The following is a 20,519-nucleotide window of genomic DNA, read 5'->3' on the forward strand; positions in this document are numbered from 1 at the left end:
AAACAACAAGTATGCAAAGCAATAAGCGAAATAGATTTTCAAGGTTCGCAGGCAGGGTGCTCGTCGCCCTGCTGGCAGCCGTTGCCTTATCCTCGTGCGAGCGCATCTTTGAAGACCTCGACCCGTGTCTCCACGGCGTATCGCTGCGCTTCGTCTACGACTACAATATGGAGTACGCCAATGCGTTCCCCAACCAAGTGGACTGCCTCACCCTCTATATCTACGACGAGAACGACGACTACGTAGATACCAAGATTGTAACCGGAACAGAACTGCAAGACGAGAACTACCGGATGAAGCTTGACCTGCCCGACGGCAAATACCATTTTGTGGCATATGGAGGAATCGCATGCGAAAAGAGTTCTTTCACCGTAAACACAAGTACCAAGCGCACCGAGCTCAGGACCCGACTGAACGCCGACTGCCTCAGCCTGCCCGAACGGAAATTGCTGCACGATATGTTCTGGGGAGAACTCACCATGGAAACGGCCGAGTCTTACAACGAAGGCACGGTAAAGATGATGAAGAACACCAACGGCATACGCATCGTGCTGCAGCAAGTGGCGGGAGGCATTGTCAAAGCCGAGGATTTCGACTTCGAGATTACGGACGACAACACCCTCTTCAACTACGACAACGACCTGCTGCCGGTGGCCGACGTCACCTACACCCCGTGGGTGAAAGGACAGGCACGGACAGGGTCATCCGTCATAGTGCCCGGAGTAGCGCCCGAACCCATCGAAGTGGCATATGCCGAACTGAGCGTGCCGCGCCTGATGGCCAGGAATTCTCCCAGGCTGGTAGTGAAACGGCATGCCGACAAAGCGACCGTGATAGACATCCCCCTCAACAAATACCTGCTGCTGATGCAGAGCGACCGCTACGACATGGACGACCAAGAGTATCTGGACCGCGAAAGCCGCTGGACACTCTTCTTCTTCCTAAAGAACAACGACGGCAACGACAGCTGGTTGAATACATGTATTGTGGTAAACGATTGGGTGGTACGCATCAATGACGTGGAACTGTAACAACTACGGCATGCGTGCCACATAAAAACCGGACTACCCGGCAAACGACTTTCAACAAACCAAGAACAGCTTTTCAAATGGAATTGAAGCATCGACATATCATCGGAATCTGCCTCCTCTGCGGCCTACTGGGAGCTACTTCGTGCAACGACGAATCCATCGTGCAGCAGCCACCCGCCGAGCAAGACAATACCGTGTATCTGGCCTTCCACACAGCCGTAGTGGGAGCCTCTACACGTGCCGACGGCACCCCCGATGACGAAAATATCAATCAATTGCGAATCGTCATCGCTTCGAAGGCGAGCGACGATACGGACGGCGCAAGCGCATGGGAGGTGGAAGAAAACCGGCTCATCACCGAGACAAACATACAACTCTCGGACGAGTACACTTTCCGGGTGAAAGCCGGCTGCCAGAAACGTATCTACCTGCTGGCCAACTGCAACGGACTGGAGGACACGAACGGCAATTTGCTAAACTTCAGCACCCGTGCATTCTTGCCCGACGCAAATGGGAAAGCACCTGTAGACGGCTATGTCTTCGGACTGGGAGACAAAGACGGCGGCTACCAATATGCCACAGCCCTCGAAGCGGGAAACGGCATACCGATGACGTCGGTCTACGAGATAACGATTCCCCCCAAAGACGAGGCGCACGAAAAGGACTTCGCAAACGGCTTTTACCAAGGCATGCCCAAAGTGCTGTACGTGGTGCGCGCCGCCACCAAGTTCTCCTTCGCATTCGGCAAAACCGCGAAACGGACCATCAACGTGACCGGATTCAGCCTGAAGAAAGCCATCAAAGACCGGATGTATCTGATGCCGCATGTCAACAAAGATGCAGACGGAAAATACTGGGTGGTAGATACCAAGGATAAGGATTCTCACAAAGCAATATCGACCGGAGAAGGTACCGCCCAAGACTGGATGACGTGGATGGTGGCGGAATCGGAAAAGGCGGAAAGCGAAGCGACCCAATATCAATGGCTGACCGACTACGAAGTGCCGCAACCCAAGGAAGGAGAAAAGGACGGAAATTTCGACTATTCATTCAGCAAGGCCATAGAGGTATCTGCCCTCAAAGCAGGAGAAGAAGCAAAATTCACCGCACCCGTCTACCTGCCCGAAAGCGACGGCACATTGGCACAAGGCAAGGACGCAAAGCTGAAACTGCAGGAGTACGAAGTGACCATCCACACGGAAGAGGGCTTTGATGAAGAGACGACTGCTCCGGACAGTCCTAAAGTGGCAAGAAGCTACACCGCCACATTGCCGAATCTGGCCTCGCTCTTCCGCAACACGCATGTCAAGGTAAAGGTGAATTTCAAGAATCTTTCCGAGGCGGAATTGAATTTGGAAGTGGATGTAGAACCTTATTGGGAAGTAGTGCTCGACCCCGTATTCGGACTGGACGAGAAAGACGACTCGAAGAAACGCTAAACACCGAAGGAGCCTCCCCCCCGAAAAAACACACCGGAAGGCTTCATTCTTAAATATACATACAAAAAAACAGCAACGGATATGAAACGCAACTTTTTGACCTACATACTTTTGTGCATATTGCTCCTCGGCAGTGCCGCCTGCCAGGACGACCCGCTCTACAACGGCGGCGAGACAGGCGAAGGCGAAAGCCTCGTCAGCGCAACCGTGAAGTTCAAGCCCCTTACTCCTGCATTGAATGGGAATACGCGTACGGCAGGGAATGTAATAAAGAAAATCAATAGCTTGTGCGTGTTGCTGTACAATGAAAAGGGAGAGTTGCTGAAGACATATCCGCTTACCGAAGGAACAGGCGAAGGGCAATATCAATTCTCGGAAGATAAAGACAGACCGGATAATAATCCCGACTCGGGTCTTCCTCCCGCCGAAGAAAAGACGCCCCATGCCGACTTCAAACTGAAAATCCCCTACGGACGCTATCGGATTTATGCGGTGGCCAATATGGAGGACTTGCTTACGAATGAAACATATTCCAAAGCCATAGAAACTGCCGACGGCCTGAAAAGCATCTCCCTCACATGGAATAAGGAGAAAGTAGCTAGCAACAACCAGATGTTCGGCTATTTCACCGTTACCGGAAGCGTGCAGAACGATGAAGTGGCAGTTATAAACCGGGCATCCGTCAAATTGCACGCCTGGATACGCCGTGCCGCTTCCAAAGTAACCATTGCATACGACGGTTCCGACCTTCACGAGAATGTATTCATCTACCTCAAGTCAGTTACCATCAAGGACATACCGACGGAATGCTATCTGGGCAAGAAAAGCACCATCAACCGGAATCCAGATGATGACATTGAAGATTATGGAGACCTTATAGCAGATGGCGAAAGCATTACGTATGCCGAAGGAACAAGCTACGATGAACATTGGCCGGCACGTATCACGAAAGGTAAACCGTATTATTACTACATCAACAACGGGCAAAAAGGAGTCTCTGTAGCGAAAGCGGAATATGACAGCAAGAGGGCGGATTATGCCAAACTGGCTCATGGAGAAACCAACGAGGCACTCTTCTTCTATGAAAACATGCAGGGAGAAGGAAAAGACAAACAACAGGACGCAGACGGTGATAAAGAACTGGATGCACCGGGACTGAACAACAAGCCCGAAGATAAATTCTATAAAGACCAAAAGCCCTATGGTACTTACATCGAAGTAAAAGCCTACTATGTTTCCAATGTTGACGGCCGGGTGGGCAACGGTGACATCATTTACCGCTTCATGCTGGGCAAGGATGTCTATACGGACTATAACGCCGAGCGTAACCACCATTACAAACTGACACTGAAGTTCAACAAATATGCCAACGACGTGGACTGGCACATCGAATACGAAGAACCTGAACCCGGTATCGAAGTTCCCAACCCTTACTATATATCCTATCTGTATAATCACTCAATGATGCTTCCGCTTAAAATCAGAACGGGGGGACAAAAAATAAAACAGATAGAAGCACGAATCATGGATAACAGATGGGCTCCCAACAATCTTGCATCAGATTTTGTCTATTGGGATAGAATGGATTTAGCATACCAAAATCAGTGGAATGGTTTTTTATCCCTTCGACAAACAAAAGATTTGAATGTAACGGCAACCTCTAACAAAGAGTATTACAATACTCATAAAAGAGGAGAACGTGAGTACATACCTGCTGGCGCGGCGTTGCCTATGCCAGGCGAAAGCAAAGAGTATGAGACATTTGACGACCTAAATAATAGTGATGGGAAATGTATTGTAAGGAATGAGGGCGACAGTGTGTTTCATGTCCAATTACCCATGTACACCCGTGCCAAACAATTAATTAAAAACACCGGTTATACCGGAAATAATCCATACGTGGCCTATCAACGCAAATCAGAGGTAAAAATAATGGTAACATTTACGAATGGTAGTAAGATATCAACAGATGGTACGGATTTCGATGGTCGTCCCCTATCAAATGCAGACAATAAGGATAATCAAAATCCTGTCATCTATCAAGTGCGGCGTATAGTCAATCCTAAAGGAGTCTGGCGTAGCCATAACAACAACAACGACTTTCACGTACAACTGAAACGTCTTCCTAAAGAAAATGCAACACAGTTTGAAACATTTACTTCAGAAGGTCCTTGGAAAGCGTATGTATATTGTGGAACAGACAATTTTATTACATTAAGTGACGAAACAAGAGCTTCCACCGATACCATCAAAGGAGAGACTGGTTCTGCGATAGATTTTCGTATCAAATTTAATGGAGCCTGTGGCCAGCAGGAAAACCGTTATGCCATTATCCGGGTAGAATATCACAATTATACTTGTTATCATCTGATTTTCGTCAGACAAGGAGATGCTCCGGATGACTTATTCGATGGAACGGGAACCAAGTGGCATGCCCATAATCTACGGACAAGTTCGAAGGAAACAGATTCTCCTTTGGAAGAAGGCTCCTTGTTCAAATTCCAGAACTTAGAGCAACCGATTGATGCAATGTGCAATAAAAATCCAGAAAGTCCTTGGATCAATATAACACCGGATAAATTTAAGAATAATGCAGATAAGTTACTGATTGCCACCGATAACACGCAAGGTCAAACTCCGATTGCATGGAGCAATATAAAAAAACCTGACTTTAATCCTTGGGATCCTTCTATACCGGAACCCGAGTTTAAAGACTTGGACATTTCCAATGCCCGCATAGCTTCTTTTGACGATTTTTTAGCTCTATACCAAGGAGAAGATATAGCGGAAGGATATGGAGTGCTATATGGAGATGAATCTCATGAAACTTTGAATCATATAACAGAGGTCTATGGGTACGATTATAAAAATACCCGGCGTGGAATGCGGGGGTGCTTTATCTACAATAAAAAAAATGGAAAGAACCTGTTTTTTCCTATTGGAGCTTCCGGATACGGTCATAGAAAAGAAAATGATAGTAAGGGGGGGGATTTACACTCTAAAGGAGCTGGAATACTAAGATATGCCAGTTATCAAAATACATTCTTAGCGAATGATAGAGCAGATGGAGCACCTCTCCTTTATGATATATATATGAGGCCGGGAGCTGTTTATTGGCTTAACAAATATTCGAGAAATAATAATCATAGTATGGAATCCGATTTTGAATATATAATAGCGTGGGATTTCAACTACTTTACCTTTGACTTTTTCCCATATGGGGTGAGTGCAGCAAACAATGGTAAGGATGCTTGCTTCATCCGCTGTGTAGAAGAATAATCAGCGGACATTCAAGGGCTTGTTTAAATTTTGCTTAAAGAAGTTTTTACTCAGTTTCTTTTGAGAATATCGGACAAAATTTAAACAGGCTCTTAAACCACCAGAGAGAGAAATGAATGACAGACTTTCAATTTTTCTGCTATGCCTCCTGCTTGCCGCCACCAGCGGCATCAGGAGCGCACAGCAGCCCTCCCAATCGCAGCCGCGGGCAACTTCCACAACAAGTATCGCCCCCGATACCCTCGCCCCGGACCTGCCCCTGCCTGCCATCCCCGCAAGCCTGCGCACTCCCCACGAACGCGCCTCCTACCTCTTGGCACACTTCTGGGACGGCATGTCCTTCGCCGACACCCTGCGCAGCCGCAATCCCGGCTTCATGGAGCAGAACCTCGTCAACTATCTCTCCCTCTTCCCCCACGCGCCCGCCGAAGCCCGCACCCAAGCCGTGCACCTGCTGATGCAACGCGCCGAAACCGACAAACCTGCTTACCTGCTGCTGGCCGAACTCGCCGAAAAGTACCTCTATGCCACCGGTTCGCCCATGCAGAGCGAGGAGCACTTCATCCCCTTTCTGGAAGAAACAGCCCGCACCTCCCTGCTGGACGAAACCGAGAAGTCGCGCCCCCGCTTCCTCCTCTCTGCCGCCCTGAAGAACCGCCCCGGCACCACAGCCACCGACTTTACCTACCACACCCCGGAGGGAAACCTACAGACGCTGCACACCACCCCCGCCACCCGGCGCCTGCTCCTGATGTTCTATAACCCCGACTGCACCCACTGCCGCCAGGCCATCGCCCTGCTGCACGCCGACGGGCTATTCAAGCAGATGCTGCACGACGGCCGGCTCACCGTGCTCGCCATCAATACCGAATACGACCATGAATCCCCGACCCGCCACGAAGCACGCCCCCGTAGCGGAAACGAACTGCCCGACGGCTGGACTGCCGGAACCGCCGCACCCACCCTCATGGACAACGAACTGTACGTGCTCCCCTCCATGCCCGTCCTCTACCTGCTGGACCAGGAAAAACACGTCCTCCTGAAAGAGGCGCTGCCCGAGCAAGTCCTTGCACGCCTTGTAGAAGAAAGCCGGAATCACCCCCGCCCCAAAGAGTGATTTCACCCCTGCACAGCCTTCACCTGCCACGACTTTCGCCCTGTTCATCGGCCTTTCCGGTGAAACCTCCCTTTTCCTGCGAAAAAAGGGAACAGCATCCCCGGACGCTTTCACGCAAGCGAACGACCAAGGTCGTTCGTTCGGCCGGCCTCCGTCGTTCGATTGAACGACCCGTGCTGTTCAATCGAACGACCCGGGTCGTTCACTTGTAAGCGGCCGACTGTTCCGAAGAATGCGGTAATGTCACCTCACTCATCCGCCTACTTGTGCCCGAAGCGACATGGCGACGGCCCCCCCGACCGGCAGAAGAAGAAGAGATTGAGAATTTATGAAGCAGAACGATAGTGCCAAACTGATGTTAATTCATGAAAATCAGAAAAAAAATAGTTAAAAATTGGAATACATTGTCGTTTGTCTTATTTTTGTATGCCGAAATTCTTAATAACTTTATGCTATGACAAAGAGCAAACGGAACATTTTTTTTATCAGCATACTGGTAATTTTCATCATTGCAGGTTGCGGCAACCCCACTGACAAAAAAGCAGGCGTAAAAACGGATGTAAAGCCGGAAAAGTCGAAAGACGTGGTGTACGTAAATGTGCAGGTGCAACTGCCTACAGCGAATATCAATGCGGACAACGAAAACAATAAGACCGACAGTGATGGCAGTACAAGCAACACCGCGACAAAAGAACACGAGAACCGGGTGAACAGCATCCTGCTTGTGCTGGCCGACAAAGACGACAAATTCATTGCCTGCGGTGAACAAGTATCGTTGACAGCCCTCAACAAAGCCAAAGGCACCATCGGCACCGTCCAGAAAATAGACAAAGCCGCACTGGCTGCCTACTACAAGCCCGACGGTACGCTGGATGAAGGAAAAGACAGGATTCATATCTATGCCTTCTGCAACCCGACAAACGAATTAAGAGACCTCTTCAAGGAGCACTTCATGCTGAAAGAATGGATACACAAAACCGAAAACATCACTGAAGACGCCAATGGCAACATAATAAGAGGAGAAACCGTGTGGGGAGGAAAAGACCATCAGCATGGATTCCTGATGTCTACCGCAGACAGAGCAAGCATCGAAAAGAACATACCCCGAAAAATGGAGCATTGGGAAAAACATACCCAAAAGAACACCCCCTTCAACTTCTCCGGCACGAACCGCCAAGGCCCTGAACAGAAAGAGATAAACAACAAAGGCAATATCCGGGTGGAACGCGCCGTGGCACGTATCGACTTCAAAGACGGAAGCAGAAACGGAGACCAGACCTACGTGCTGGGAAATGACGAAGCCAATGCCACCCTGAAGGTGAAACTGACCAAAATGGCGCTGGTGAACATGAGCCGCGACTTCTACTACCTGCGACGCGTGTCGGACGACGGTACCAATGCCGATGCACTGATTTGCGGAACGGAATATAGCCATGGCCCCCAGACCAACTATGTGGTAGACACGGACGCTGCCATAAAAAAAGGAATTACCCGGAACATCGATAAAGGTTATCCGTTCAAGGACTACTTCAACTTCTGCCTCGGCAACTACGAAGGAGGCAACTGGCACATCGATGCCACCGCGCGCAGCCAATGGTACACCTCGCTGATTTCAAAAGTCATCAAGAACAACGGAAAAGACTACCACACGTGGCGCTATGTGACCGAAAACACCATTCCCGGCATAGAAATGCAGCAGAACGGCATCACCACCGGCATCGTGCTCAAAGGGCAAATCATGGCAACCGACAAAGCCTCCCGGAAATTGCAGGATGCCATTGCAAACGCCAAGGGGAATCCGGCCAAAGACCCCATTCTTTATTTCTACGCCAATACGCTCTACGTAACATGGGAAGAGGTACGCGAAAAGGCATTTCTGACAGAAGAGACCGGCACATTCTATAAAGCCGTATTCGGAAACACCCCAAAGAACCGTCTCGCCATAAAAAGCAACGGACAAGCAGCCGTCTACAGTGCGGACAAGACCAGTCCGGACTATTTGTGGCAAAAATGGCATGAGCAGAACATTGACAACAAGACGTTGCAGGCAGATTTCAGGAAAGCCGCCAAAAAGGCGCAATTCACCCTTTATCAATCGAGCACGGACGACTACGATGCGGCAGGTTATTACTGTTACTACTTCTGCTGGAGCCGCCACAACGACAATCGGAACAATAACGTGACGGGACCTATGGAGTTTGCCATAGTGCGCAACAATATTTACAAACTCTCCGTAACGGGAATCAACCGCCTGGGGCATCCGCGCATTTCAGAAAACGACCCTACTCCCATAACTCCGGACACCCCGGACGAGAAAGACAGCCACTACCTCACACTGTCCGTCGAAGTAACCCCTTGGAGAGGTGCATTGACCACCCGGCCTGACTGATATAAAAAATGGCAAAAAAAAGAGGGTTTTGACACCCTCTTTTTTTGTCACATTACATAGGCAGATTCTCTACCTGCTCTTTTGAACATACCGGCAATTTGCCCTCTTGCCCCATGGCCACAAAAACCGTAGCACAAAGCACTGTCCACTGATTGCCGTATGTCATCGTACTGCTATGACTGTAGCCCAAGCAATGCCCATACTCGTGAAACATAGCCTGGCGGGGATAACTATGCGGATGAGACCCCGGCGCCGTGGCATCAAAGTAGACACCCTTATAACAATAATCGGCCAGACCATAAGTATTGCCTCCACCCAGGCCGCCTACTCCGACCACACGTCCCAGCACAAGACCACCATGACTGCGGATTCTTTGTCGTAAGGCATCCAGATTTATCGGTTTTCCTCCATTGTCCTTCAGCTTTCCCTCGTATGCATTCATCTCCACATTGAACTCTTCGGAAGCAAACATGAAAGCCATGTTGAGCGCCAACGCCACTCCGTGACGGCAAAGCAAGGGGTCCATGTGCCGCCAATAAGCATGCCCCTTATCGGCCGAATAAGCGGAAAAGCGGATAAACCACCGGCTGTCTATCTGCTCTATCTTTTTCATGAAGGGGTCTTCCGTACGGACAAGCAACGTCACGTCGTCATTGGAGAGTTCCGGCTGTGCCGGAACCGTTATCCGACGACCGTTCTCCGAAACAAACGTACGTTCCGAACTGACCACCGGCAAGGGGAACGATGCCTCCATAAACGGATAAATACGGTCGAAACGAGCCAACTCGAAGAATTCCGTACTCACTTTGTTGAAACGGCACAGTATCTTGACATCACTGATGCCCACCGGCGAGAAGAACTTTACAAGCAACTGATGATTATCGGATACTGACACCTGCAACGGGGCATTCACCCGAAAGGAACGTCGATTGCTATCGTAGAACACCTCGCGCGGCTCGTCGGCCAGAAACATGGTATCCGCCCGGAACCGGAAGAAATCTTCCTCGCGTACATAGAGCAAGCCTTCGCCACTTTCGGGATGGCGGTAATCGATGCGGATATGCGACACGCGTCCGGCTTCTACCTTGCAATCACCGAAGCGATAAACCTGCACAAAAGAGGTTCCGTCGCTACGCTCCGACTCAATCGTTATACGTCCGGAAAGCGCCTCCCGGCCGGGCAACGAGTAAAATGAACGGCGCTGCGTGACATCGTACGCGTCCACTCCTCCGGCACCTGCGTACTCGCCGTCAGCCTGAATGCCGGTATATACTCCTTGGGCATCATCGAAAGAGACCGCTATGTGGCGGATAAAACGCCACATATATTCGGACGACACGTCCAGGTCAACATCCACCCTGCCCACACAAGGTTCCAGACAGACGGTCTGCATCACCGGAGCCTGCTCCCTGCCGATATGCAACGCTATCTTCTTATAAAACCACGCCTCATCAAGCGGTGCCTTCTCCTCGCTATTCACCAACCAGGCGTCCGACAGCAGGGCCGGCTCGTCGACCGCAAACTCCGATTCCGGATGAGTCGTAGCAAGAAACACCACGGTATAGTCACCATGCCCCAGCCCTTCGATGGTCAGTTTGGAAAAGTCGGCTTCCAGCTTCTGATACAACGGCTTGATTACTTCGCCCCGTTCATCGGCTATGGCATACCACATACGGGCTATCGGTTCCGGCTGTTCGCTGCGGGTGCGCACCCCGGCAATGACATCTGCCTGCAAGCCGAGCCGAAACGTCACCTGCCCTGCGCCGACCGGCTCAGCGCTGTCGAAGCCAAGCCCTTCCGAGGAGCAGTTGGCCATCAACGGCAGCAGTCCCAAAAGCATTATAATTCTTATAATCTTCATGTCCTGCCCTCCTTTATTTCTTTACACAACGCAAGGACGCGAACGCTTCCATCTGCAATCGCTGTTCGGCAATGACGGTCGAATCTTTTCCCTCGAACCGCATCCAATAGGCCCAGGCATATCCTCCGGGACATCCGTCGCGCTGGCTGGTCCACAATACGGCACGTTTTCCGAAAGCGGGATTGTTGGTAGTCGATTTGTCGCCCTTCCCGCCTGCCAAAGGTATGATGAGGTAACGGCCGGTATCTTCCGAAGTAAACTTCACGTAATGCTGCGTGCCGGTGACACCGGTAGGAGTCACCAACGTACCTTCTCCCACATGGAGCGTGGCGGTAATCCGCTCTCCGTTTCCTGCCGTATAAGTACCGGGAATTTCCTGACCTTTAGGGAACAAAGAGTTCAGTTCGTTGCGGGTGGGCACTCTATATCCTTCGGGACAAGGCATGTGCGAATCGTTCTGCCAAGGCATGTCGGCAGTCTGGTTGCCCAAGTTGTTGGAAGGGTTATATCCCTGCCAAGGCACATACATATACTTGCGGCCGCACTGGAACAGACCGCCGACCGTATTAATCCAGCTGGTGCGGTACATGTCTTCCACCGTGACACCGTCCAACGGATAAATCTGGTCTTCGAGGTCGCGGCTGCGCGCGTTGAAGGCCATCCACACGTTTCCAGCCATCTCTACCGTTTCAATCTGCTTGTCGCTCGGAGCCACGCGCACTTCCACGAAATCGTAGGAACCGGTCATGAGCGCATTCTTCAGGTGCACCATGAACGAATAGCCCAACCGTCCGCTGCCTTGCGCCGGAACAGATACGCTGAAGGAAGAGACAATCCCTTCGGCCTCTTCGCTTACCGTCATGTCGGTCAGCATCACGCCATCCACAACTCCTTCGGCAGACGCAATGTCTATCCGGGTATCGGCAAGAAACGCCAGTTGCATGCCATCGACTCCCGTCATAGGCACTTCTACAATATTGTTCTCATAATCTACCGATACTCCCTCGGGTATGACAGACCGGGAGGCATCCAACAGAATGCGATGGTCTGCGTCGGGCTTGCCGGTCACCGTTTCGCCCTCTTCCCAAGGCTTGATTTCGAAAACGCCTTCCATCGTAGTCCCTACGTTAAGTACCGACAATTCATACACCTTGTTGCGTTCTATACGCGGCAACTCCATTTTCAGTCTGATGGGAATCCCATCATACGCACCACGCAAAACGATATGGACCGGATGTAGGCTTTCAAAAATACGGAACACGTTGGGCTGTTCCCCTCCGAATGCCGGTTCAAACGTCTTCGAATACTTCACCGTCTTGTCCGACACGGCAACGCCTTCCTGAAACGGAAAAGTTTCGGCCGGAGCATCTTCCACTATAATCTCCTCAATCCGTATCTTATCATCGGACGTAGTATTCAAGTCGATACGGGCCACACCACGTTTCATGGCCACACTGACCTCCGGATTACTGCGTGTCTCGGCACCATTTTCCAATTGAACCACCGCCGACATGAAGTCCGGAGCGGAATTATCATGAAGTCCTTCGCCAATGGCCATATTACACAACTCTTCTTCGGTAAGGCTCTCTTCCTGAACAGGCAACTGCACTTCCGAAAGAAAATATAGCCGCGACCCGCTGAGCGCGGAGATGCTGGATGTACCATCTTGTTTCGGATTCAGCAACTGCGTCCTGTATAGAATGCCGTCACTAAACTGAAAAACAGACACTTCACGTAGTTCTCCGAAGGAATCTTCTCCCGAGGCAGTGATACTTTTCACTACCAATGAATAAGTTTGCTGCCCGCTATCCTCTCCGGACGGTGCGTCATCCGAGCAAGCGCCCCCAAATAATGTTCCGCACAAAAGGAGGACACTGATTTTCTTACAAAAAATGTTCATAATACCAATTGAATTTATATAAAAACAAAAATGTCTCCAATACAATTTTCAAAAGCGGGTGCAAAAATATAACTTTTTTCAAGATGAAATATATCCTCCTCATCTTTTTATTACAATCCGCCAACTCCCTTTTTCACCTCCGCTCGTCACTGCACACACCTGCCGGATAATTGAAAGAAAAACTCAACAATACAATCCACGGGAGTCTTATGATGATGTAGCCCTCCCCCGGCCTGCTCTTTCCTGCATGATATTTTTTGATTATCCAAGAAATATCATGTACTTTTGCACAAGTTAGAAAAGAGACAATGATAGACCAACCCACCATAGACCGCATACTTGATGCCGCACAAATATACGATGTGGTATCAGACTTCGTCACCCTGCGTAAACGCGGTGTGAACTATGTAGGCCTGTGCCCTTTCCACGATGACAAAACCCCCTCCTTCTATGTGTCCCCTGCCAAAGGACTCTGCAAATGCTTTGCCTGCGGAAAAGGAGGAAATGCGGTGCACTTCATCATGGAGCACGAACAGATGTCCTATCCCGAAGCACTGAAGTACCTTGCCAAGAAGTATGGTATCGAGATTAAAGAACGCGAACTATCCAGTGAGGAAAAGATAGCACAGAGCGAACGGGAAAGCCTCTTTATCGTAAACAACTTTGCCCGCGACTACTTCCAGAATATCCTGAAGAACCATGTTGACGGCAGAAGCATCGGCATGGCCTATTTCCGCAGCCGCGGCTTCCGCGATGACATCATCGAGAAGTTTCAATTGGGTTACTGTACCGAGAGCCACGACGCCCTCGCTCTGGAAGCCCTGAATAAAGGATACAAAAAAGATTATCTCGTCAAGACCGGCCTCTGCTACGAAACGGACGACCACCGACTGCGCGACCGCTTCTGGGGACGGGTCATCTTTCCGGTACATACTCTCTCCGGCAAGGTGGTGGCCTTCGGAGGACGCGTACTTGCCAGTGCCACCAAAGGTGTCAAGGTGAAGTACGTCAACTCGCCTGAATCGGAAATTTATCATAAAAGCAACGAGCTGTATGGCATATACTTTGCCAAACAAGCCATTGTAAAACAAGACCGTTGTTTTCTGGTAGAAGGTTATACGGACGTCATTTCCATGCACCAATCGGGCATAGAGAATGTGGTTGCCTCTTCGGGCACAGCATTGACACCCGGACAAATCCGGATGATTCATCGCTTCACCAACAACATGACAGTGCTCTACGACGGTGACGCTGCCGGTATAAAGGCCTCTATCCGAGGTATTGACATGTTGCTGGAAGAAGGCATGAACGTAAAAGTTTGCCTCCTGCCCGACGGTGACGATCCGGACTCCTTTGCCCGCAAACACAATGCGACGGAATTCCAGAACTTCATACAAGAGAATGAAACGGACTTTATCCGCTTTAAAACCAATCTGTTGCTTGAAGATGCAGGAAAAGACCCCATTAAGCGTGCCGAGCTTATCGGCAACCTCGTGCAGAGCATTTCCATCATTCCCGAAGCCATTGTGCGCGACGTCTATGTCAAGGAATGCGCCCAATTGCTGCATGTAGAAGACAAACTGCTGGTTTCCGAAGTCGCCAAGCGTCGCGAAAAGCAAGCCGGGCAACAAGCAGAACGGGCAGAACGCGAGCGCCGATTGGCCAACGCCGCAAGAGCCAACGCAGAAGCAGGCATTGCCAACGGTAATCATACAGCAGCTACAACCACCCCTGGTGCACAGCAAGCCGTCGGCTATCCGTCTGAATTGCTGCCTGACGGTTCCCTTTCCGAAACTCCTCCGCCTTTCCCTCCGGAAGAATATGTATCTTTCATCCCGCAGGAAGGAAAAGAAGGACAGGAGTTCTATAAGTATGAACGGCTGATTTTGAAGATGGTAGTACTCTATGGCGAACGGGTGATGTGCAATATCACCGATGAAGAGGGGCAGGAAACTCCTATCACTGTAACCGAATACATTGTCAATGATTTAAAAGAAGACGAGCTTGCCTTCCACAATCCGCTTCACCGGCAAATCCTGACGGAAGCTGCCGAACGCATCCATAATGAGGGTTTTACCGCTGAACGGTATTTTGTGGCGCATCCCGACCCCGTCATCAGCAAGCTGAGCGTGGAACTTATCAGCAACCGCTATCAGTTAAGGAAATCACAGATAGAACAAATGGTGACGGACGAAGAACGCCTCTATGAACTAATCCCACGGTTAATGATTAACTTCAAATATGCCATCGTCTGCGAAGAATTGAAGCATACTCTATCTGCATTGCAAAACCCTGCCATAGCCAACGATGAAACTCAGTGCAACAGCATCATGGAGCGCTACAACGAATTGAACAAAGTAAAAAGCCTCATGGCAAAACGGCTGGGAGACAGAGTCATCCTGAATCTTTAAATTCAATCCGGGGAGTTCTCCGTCACGAATTATGCCTGATTAGATTCATAAATTCCTCGCGGGTCTTCGCTTGGTTGAATGCTCCGGTAAAATCGGATGTAGTGGTAATGGAGTTCTGTTTCTCTACTCCGCGCATCTGCATGCACATGTGTTTGGCCTCCACAACAACCATAACCCCCAGCGGATTCAGGGTCTCCTGGATACACTCCTTTATCTGGAGTGTCATGCGCTCCTGCACTTGCAGGCGGTGAGAGAAAATATCCACTACACGGGCTATCTTGCTCAGTCCGGTAATGTAGCCGTTAGGAATATATGCCACATGTGCCTTTCCGTAGAATGGAAGCATGTGGTGTTCGCAAAGTGAGAAGAAGTCAATGTCTTTCACAATCACCATCTGGCTGTACTCTTCTTGAAATTTGGCCGAACGAAGCACCTCGTGCGGGTCCATATGATAACCTTTCGTCAACGATAACATGGCCTTCGCCACCCGTTCAGGTGTCTTCTGCAAACCTTCACGTCCGGCATCTTCACCCAGCAGAGTAAGGATGCGGTGATAATGTTCCTTCAGTTCATCCAATGAAGGAGATACGATTTCTTCTTTTCCTAACATGACAATTCTTTATAAGGGGATGTTTATCTGCTCTTTCACGATAGAAACTTCCTTGAATATACCGGTAGCCCGCAACCGACGCATCATGGCATCCGCTTCTTCAATGCTGCGGAAGTCGCCTGCACGGCACAGCCAACGGGGAGGATTGAAAGAGGTATAAACTGTAAGTTCGGGGAAATGTTCCTTGATGCGGGTAGCCACCGCATAAGCTTCGTTCTTGGCCTGACGGGTATTATTCCCTGCATAAACCTGTATGCGGTAACCCGAACTTTTAATCGCTTTCCGTTCGTCTGATCCGACAGGTACATACGCCGAACCTATCAGTGCCGCAATGCGCGCATCCTGATGGATAGTCACCTTACCTTGTCCCGGCACATTACGTTCCAGACTTTTCACAATATTGTTCTGCGCTACAGAAATGGTTGCAAAAGCGAAACATGCAACTAAAAGTAAACCAAGCTTTTTCATAATTGATAATTGATAGTGGATAATTGATAATAAGAAACAAAGGGAATTGATAACCGACAACAAGCACATACATACCCGTTATCAATTATCAATTCTCCATTATCCATTAGTTAAAAGCATCGATGATACCCTTGAAGTCGGAAACCTTCAAGGCAGCGCCACCAATCAGACCGCCGTCAACATCCGGGTTGGCAAACAGTTCCTTTGCATTGGAGGGCTTGCAGCTGCCACCATAAAGGATAGAGCAGTTGTCAGCGATTTCCTTACCATACTTTTCAGCAATCAATGAGCGGATGAAAGCATGGATTTCCTGTGCCTGTTCTGCAGTAGCAGTCTTACCGGTACCGATAGCCCAAACCGGCTCGTATGCCAAGATAATCTTAGAAAAATCTTCGGCAGACAAAGAGAATACAGAAGCCAACTGAGCGGCTACCACTTCATTCTGCTTGTTTGCTTCACGTTCTTCCAGTACCTCACCGATACAGAAAATCGGAGTCAGACCGTTAGCCAAAGCCAATTTCACTTTCTCTTCCAGAATAGCAACTGTCTCACCGTAATAAGCACGACGCTCAGAGTGACCCAGAATGACATATTTTGCACCAGTAGAAGCAACCATAGCAGCTGATACTTCGCCGGTATATGCGCCCGACTCTTTGTCTGCACAGTTTTCTGCACCTACACCAATCTTGGCTGCATCTACCAAAGGAGTAACAGACGCCAGGTGGATAAACGGAGTACAGATGATTACATCACAATTAGGCTTCTCGTTAGCCAATGTTTCATTCAGTTCTTTCGCAAGGGCAATACCCTCCTGGAGGGTCTTGTTCATTTTCCAGTTACCTGCAACAATGTTTTTTCTCATTTTGTTTTATTATTAAAAGGGTTAATTATTTACTATTTGATACTATTCTCTATTCTCGTCTGAGCCGTTGTCTCTCCCGGCGCCTTACGACTAAAATATCGACACAAAGCACCATCATCAGAGGGATGATGAACCATAACAACACATAGCCTATGGTTCGTAAGTCACTTTCCTGCTTCTGCCTGCCCAGTTCCAAGTTGTCCAGGCTGTCAATCAGCACATATTCATCAGGCAGCCGATTGTCACTCCATTTGTTTAAAATCGTTCCGTCCTTTATCAACAGCAAACCGGGATTTGAACGGATAATGGTCTTCAACGTAATATCATCCGTCTGGCAGAAAGGATATTCCGCTCCAGTCTTGTCACGCCACAACTCAATCTCGTCTTCCGGAGATGAAGTCAAGGCATAAAAACCGTAACCGTGCTCCACACTGTAATCATATATTTCGTTGATAAGGTCGATATTGCTGTCATCTGCCTCTTCTATCCGATGGGCAACCAACAGAAACGTATATCCCTTATCCGACAAGACACTGTCCGTTATATCTTCCCATGCTTCCAGACTCATCATGGAAAAATCATGAATGAGGGGTTCATAGCCTTTTTCTTTCAATATCATACGCGACTCCACAAACGTCCATGTGCTGTCCGGGTAATTTTGCAACGTAAATTCCTGACGCTTGCCTCCTTTTTCCAATATGAACCGACTCTCAAACACGCTTGGTTTGGCACCTTCGGGAATTTCCATACCTGCCTTGATATTCGCTCCGATTCTATAAGGACGGAAATCAAGTATCGGCAAATTCTCCAGACAATAAAAGGACAACGCAAACACAAACAGAAACGTATACATGGAAATCATCCACTCTATCTTCGGTGTAATGAAGCGTACCAGCAAATCCTGCCATTTGAATACAGATACTGCCGCCACCAACAACATCACGTTTTTACTGAAAGTCTGCCAATTGGTCAATACCCACGCATCACCAAAACATCCGCAGTCGGACACCGGATTTGCTAAAGCCAGATAAAGCGTCAAAGGGGTCATCACCACCATCAGCAGCAGTGCCAATACAGACGCCACCTTCCGGCGTATACCCAAAAACAAGAAAACACCTACACAGAACTCTATGGCAGACAACACGATTCCCAACAACAACGGCAAATAAGAAGGAAACCAGGAAATTATGCCGAAAGCCGTCAGATAATCCTGAATCTTATAAAAAAAGCCCAACGGGTCAACGGCCTTTACAAATCCGGAGAAAATGAACAAAGCCCCCAGCAGAAAACGACAGAGGTTCACCCAAACCTTTCCGACAATATGTTTCTTGTCAATCTCCAAATTCAATCTTAATTAAGCCGAACACGGAATAGTTAATCATATCCATATAGTTGGCATCAATACCTTCCGAAACCAAAGTCTCTCCGGACAAGCTTTCAATCTGCTTTGTCCGGTAAATCTTCATCAAAATCAAATCCGTATACGAACTGATGCGCATACTGCGCCAAGCTTCATCATAGTCATGATTCTTGGCAAGCATCAACTCCAAAGAGGTTTTGGCATATTTATCATACAGCACCAATGCCTCTTCATTGGTCATATCGGCAGCCTCGGCATAGCCAAGTTCCAACTGTATCAGCCCTACAATTCCATAGTTGACAATAGCTATGAATTCAGAACGGATGCCTTCGTCTACCAAGGTCACTCCTTTCGTTTCAATGCTTCTGATGCGGTTGGCTTTGATGAATATCTGGTCTGTCACGGAAGACGGACGAAGAATGCGCCACGCCGGACCGTAATCATGAAGTTTCTTGGAGAACAAGTCACGGCAAACCGCAATGATATGTTCAAACTGTTGCTTGGTATCTTTCATTTCCTTGCTTGTTTATGCTGAAATACAGCCTATTTTCACAATGCGCTGCAAAGATAGGAATAATTAAAGAAAAAGAAAAAGAGGGCACTCTAAAATCTATTAAAGCCCCTCTTTCTATAGAGATTGTTTTACGTTTTTATGAGCAGCGCAATACTTGTCCCGGTCTCAGGATTGTCTTACGCGTAATCCTGTTCAGTTTGCAAAGTTTGTCTATAGAGGTTCCTTGACGTGCTGCAATTCGTCCCAATGTATCTCCCTTCTTTACCTTATAGAACAGACCTTCACCCGACGCCATGCTACGTGCAGTACCGGAAGAGCCTTTTGCCTTATGGAATGTATAGGAGTCAGCTACGATATCCTGCTTTTCAAAATCAAACATAAGTGCAGGATTGATGGGGATTCCCAAGAAACGGGTTTCAAAGTGAAGATGTGAACCGGTGGAACGTCCGGTATTCCCTCCCAAAGCAATTGGTTCACCGGCTTTTACCAACTGGTTCGTATCAACCAACTGCTTAGACAAGTGTCCGTAAACGGTCTCCAAACCATTGTCGTGACGAATAACGACGTATTTGCCATATCCGCGACGACCTTGATTCTTGACTACACGTACTTTTCCATCAAAAGCCGCGCGGATTGTATCTCCTACATACACCTTGATGTCCAAGCCGTAATGGGCCCTTCTTCTCCGGGGACGATAGCCAAATACATCTGTAATGCGGGTATTTGAAGTAGGCATGCAGAAACCGGTCAAATCAAATGTATAGTTCTCAGGCACAATAGCGTTGCCATAAGCTTGTACGAATTCGTTGTTCCAGTTGGGATACAAATCCAAACCCGGATACAAAGATTGCTCCGCACGTATCTGTTTCTGCAAAGCAAGCGAATCTACACTTTTAAGTTTTCTGTCGATGGGGGCTTGGCGGGCAATCAGGTCTTGCGAGAAAGAATTCAAGCTGACCATTGCCGTCGCAGCCAATAAAGCAGTTTTTATCCAATTAAAATTCATTCGTTTCGTCATTCATTTTGATATCCGTCGCAAGCATCTCGGCAAATCAAACACCACTTGTTCTACACGAATATCCGGATTGATTTTCAAAAAAATTCTCCCAAAGGTAATATTTCTCTCTGAAAAGCGACATCAATCATTAACTATTTTTTTGAAGAAGAGAAAGCTGCAAAACCCACAAAGAAGTCTTAATACGCTATGAATATGATACTTACAAACAAACATGTTTTACAACATAAAACACAACAAAAGTGTATGTTCAACTGTTTTTC

At 48.7% G+C, this 20,519-nt stretch carries 14 protein-coding genes; 6 read left to right on the plus strand and 8 right to left on the minus strand.

Annotated features, from left to right (window positions below; translation table 11 throughout):
- The first annotated feature begins 11 nt into the window (after window positions 1-11).
- From HU824_RS00740 to HU824_RS00760, 5 genes are all read left to right on the plus strand, one after another.
- Window positions 12-1,031 carry a FimB/Mfa2 family fimbrial subunit gene (locus HU824_RS00740; protein ID WP_138297943.1) on the plus strand — a complete coding sequence of 340 codons (1,020 nt, stop codon included), beginning with the start codon at window positions 12-14 and terminating at the stop codon, window positions 1,029-1,031.
- Window positions 1,032-1,108: 77 nt separating this feature from the next.
- Window positions 1,109-2,470 (plus strand): hypothetical protein, encoded by a 1,362-nt coding sequence (locus HU824_RS00745; protein WP_176467754.1) that lies wholly within the window; start codon window positions 1,109-1,111, stop codon window positions 2,468-2,470.
- A gap of 81 nt (window positions 2,471-2,551) precedes the next feature.
- Window positions 2,552-5,749, plus strand: a complete 3,198-nt coding sequence (locus HU824_RS00750) for a fimbrial protein (RefSeq protein WP_176467755.1) — start codon at window positions 2,552-2,554, stop codon at window positions 5,747-5,749.
- Window positions 5,750-5,861: 112 nt separating this feature from the next.
- Window positions 5,862-6,866 carry a DUF5106 domain-containing protein gene (locus HU824_RS00755; RefSeq protein ID WP_176467756.1) on the plus strand — a complete coding sequence of 335 codons (1,005 nt, stop codon included), beginning with the start codon at window positions 5,862-5,864 and terminating at the stop codon, window positions 6,864-6,866.
- 454 nt (window positions 6,867-7,320) lie between these two features.
- Entirely contained in the window at window positions 7,321-9,255 is a 1,935-nt protein-coding gene (locus HU824_RS00760) for an Mfa1 family fimbria major subunit (RefSeq protein WP_176467757.1), read from the plus strand.
- 52 nt (window positions 9,256-9,307) lie between these two features.
- On the opposite strand, the gene HU824_RS00765 is transcribed toward HU824_RS00760, so the two are convergent.
- Together HU824_RS00765 and HU824_RS00770 are read right to left on the minus strand one after the other, a co-directional pair.
- Window positions 9,308-11,116, minus strand: coding sequence for a hypothetical protein (locus tag HU824_RS00765; RefSeq protein ID WP_176467758.1), 1,809 nt, complete (start codon window positions 11,114-11,116; stop codon window positions 9,308-9,310).
- Between the two features lie 13 nt (window positions 11,117-11,129).
- A complete protein-coding gene (locus HU824_RS00770) occupies window positions 11,130-13,016 on the minus strand; it encodes an FISUMP domain-containing protein (protein ID WP_176467759.1) in 1,887 nt (628 codons plus the stop codon).
- Between the two features lie 308 nt (window positions 13,017-13,324).
- Between HU824_RS00770 and dnaG the strand changes: the two genes are divergently transcribed.
- Window positions 13,325-15,427 (plus strand): DNA primase, encoded by a 2,103-nt coding sequence (gene dnaG / locus HU824_RS00775; protein ID WP_176467760.1) that lies wholly within the window; start codon window positions 13,325-13,327, stop codon window positions 15,425-15,427.
- Window positions 15,428-15,449: 22 nt separating this feature from the next.
- Here dnaG and folE read toward each other — a convergent pair whose 3' ends face one another.
- The 6 genes from folE to HU824_RS00805 all read right to left on the minus strand — a co-directional run bounded on the left by folE (window position 15,450) and on the right by HU824_RS00805 (window position 20,247).
- Window positions 15,450-16,037 carry a GTP cyclohydrolase I FolE gene (folE, locus tag HU824_RS00780; RefSeq protein WP_005829983.1) on the minus strand — a complete coding sequence of 196 codons (588 nt, stop codon included), beginning with the start codon at window positions 16,035-16,037 and terminating at the stop codon, window positions 15,450-15,452.
- Window positions 16,038-16,046: 9 nt separating this feature from the next.
- A complete protein-coding gene (locus HU824_RS00785; RefSeq protein ID WP_035457767.1) occupies window positions 16,047-16,505 on the minus strand; it encodes an SPOR domain-containing protein in 459 nt (152 codons plus the stop codon).
- 106 nt (window positions 16,506-16,611) lie between these two features.
- On the minus strand, window positions 16,612-17,367 hold the full coding sequence (gene tpiA / locus HU824_RS00790) for a triose-phosphate isomerase (protein ID WP_005829974.1): 756 nt from the start codon (window positions 17,365-17,367) through the stop codon (window positions 16,612-16,614).
- A gap of 49 nt (window positions 17,368-17,416) precedes the next feature.
- Window positions 17,417-18,709, minus strand: coding sequence for a BT_3928 family protein (locus HU824_RS00795; protein ID WP_016273108.1), 1,293 nt, complete (start codon window positions 18,707-18,709; stop codon window positions 17,417-17,419).
- Window positions 18,699-19,241 (minus strand): DUF1599 domain-containing protein, encoded by a 543-nt coding sequence (locus HU824_RS00800; protein ID WP_016273109.1) that lies wholly within the window; start codon window positions 19,239-19,241, stop codon window positions 18,699-18,701. Before HU824_RS00800 ends, HU824_RS00795 begins: the two co-directional genes overlap by 11 nt.
- 136 nt (window positions 19,242-19,377) lie before the next feature.
- Window positions 19,378-20,247, minus strand: coding sequence for a M23 family metallopeptidase (locus tag HU824_RS00805; RefSeq protein ID WP_035457839.1), 870 nt, complete (start codon window positions 20,245-20,247; stop codon window positions 19,378-19,380).
- Window positions 20,248-20,519 lie beyond the last annotated feature (272 nt).

The sequence above is a fragment of the Bacteroides sp. L10-4 genome (genome assembly GCF_013373675.1).
GTDB lineage: Bacteria > Bacteroidota > Bacteroidia > Bacteroidales > Bacteroidaceae > Bacteroides > Bacteroides muris.

Excerpts from the sequence above, each read along its gene's own strand:
- dnaG (WP_176467760.1), top strand. The coding sequence starts at position 13,325 with ATGATAGACCAACCCACCATAGACCGCATACTTGATGCCGCACAAATA.
- HU824_RS00800 (WP_016273109.1), bottom strand. The coding sequence starts at position 19,241 with ATGAAAGATACCAAGCAACAGTTTGAACATATCATTGCGGTTTGCCGT.
- HU824_RS00765 (WP_176467758.1), bottom strand. The coding sequence starts at position 11,116 with ATGAAGATTATAAGAATTATAATGCTTTTGGGACTGCTGCCGTTGATG.
- folE (WP_005829983.1), bottom strand. The coding sequence starts at position 16,037 with ATGTTAGGAAAAGAAGAAATCGTATCTCCTTCATTGGATGAACTGAAG.
- HU824_RS00760 (WP_176467757.1), top strand. The coding sequence starts at position 7,321 with ATGACAAAGAGCAAACGGAACATTTTTTTTATCAGCATACTGGTAATT.
- HU824_RS00740 (WP_138297943.1), top strand. The coding sequence starts at position 12 with ATGCAAAGCAATAAGCGAAATAGATTTTCAAGGTTCGCAGGCAGGGTG.
- HU824_RS00750 (WP_176467755.1), top strand. The coding sequence starts at position 2,552 with ATGAAACGCAACTTTTTGACCTACATACTTTTGTGCATATTGCTCCTC.
- tpiA (WP_005829974.1), bottom strand. The coding sequence starts at position 17,367 with ATGAGAAAAAACATTGTTGCAGGTAACTGGAAAATGAACAAGACCCTC.
- HU824_RS00745 (WP_176467754.1), top strand. The coding sequence starts at position 1,109 with ATGGAATTGAAGCATCGACATATCATCGGAATCTGCCTCCTCTGCGGC.
- HU824_RS00785 (WP_035457767.1), bottom strand. The coding sequence starts at position 16,505 with ATGAAAAAGCTTGGTTTACTTTTAGTTGCATGTTTCGCTTTTGCAACC.
- HU824_RS00770 (WP_176467759.1), bottom strand. The coding sequence starts at position 13,016 with ATGAACATTTTTTGTAAGAAAATCAGTGTCCTCCTTTTGTGCGGAACA.
- HU824_RS00805 (WP_035457839.1), bottom strand. The coding sequence starts at position 20,247 with ATGAATTTTAATTGGATAAAAACTGCTTTATTGGCTGCGACGGCAATG.
- HU824_RS00755 (WP_176467756.1), top strand. The coding sequence starts at position 5,862 with ATGAATGACAGACTTTCAATTTTTCTGCTATGCCTCCTGCTTGCCGCC.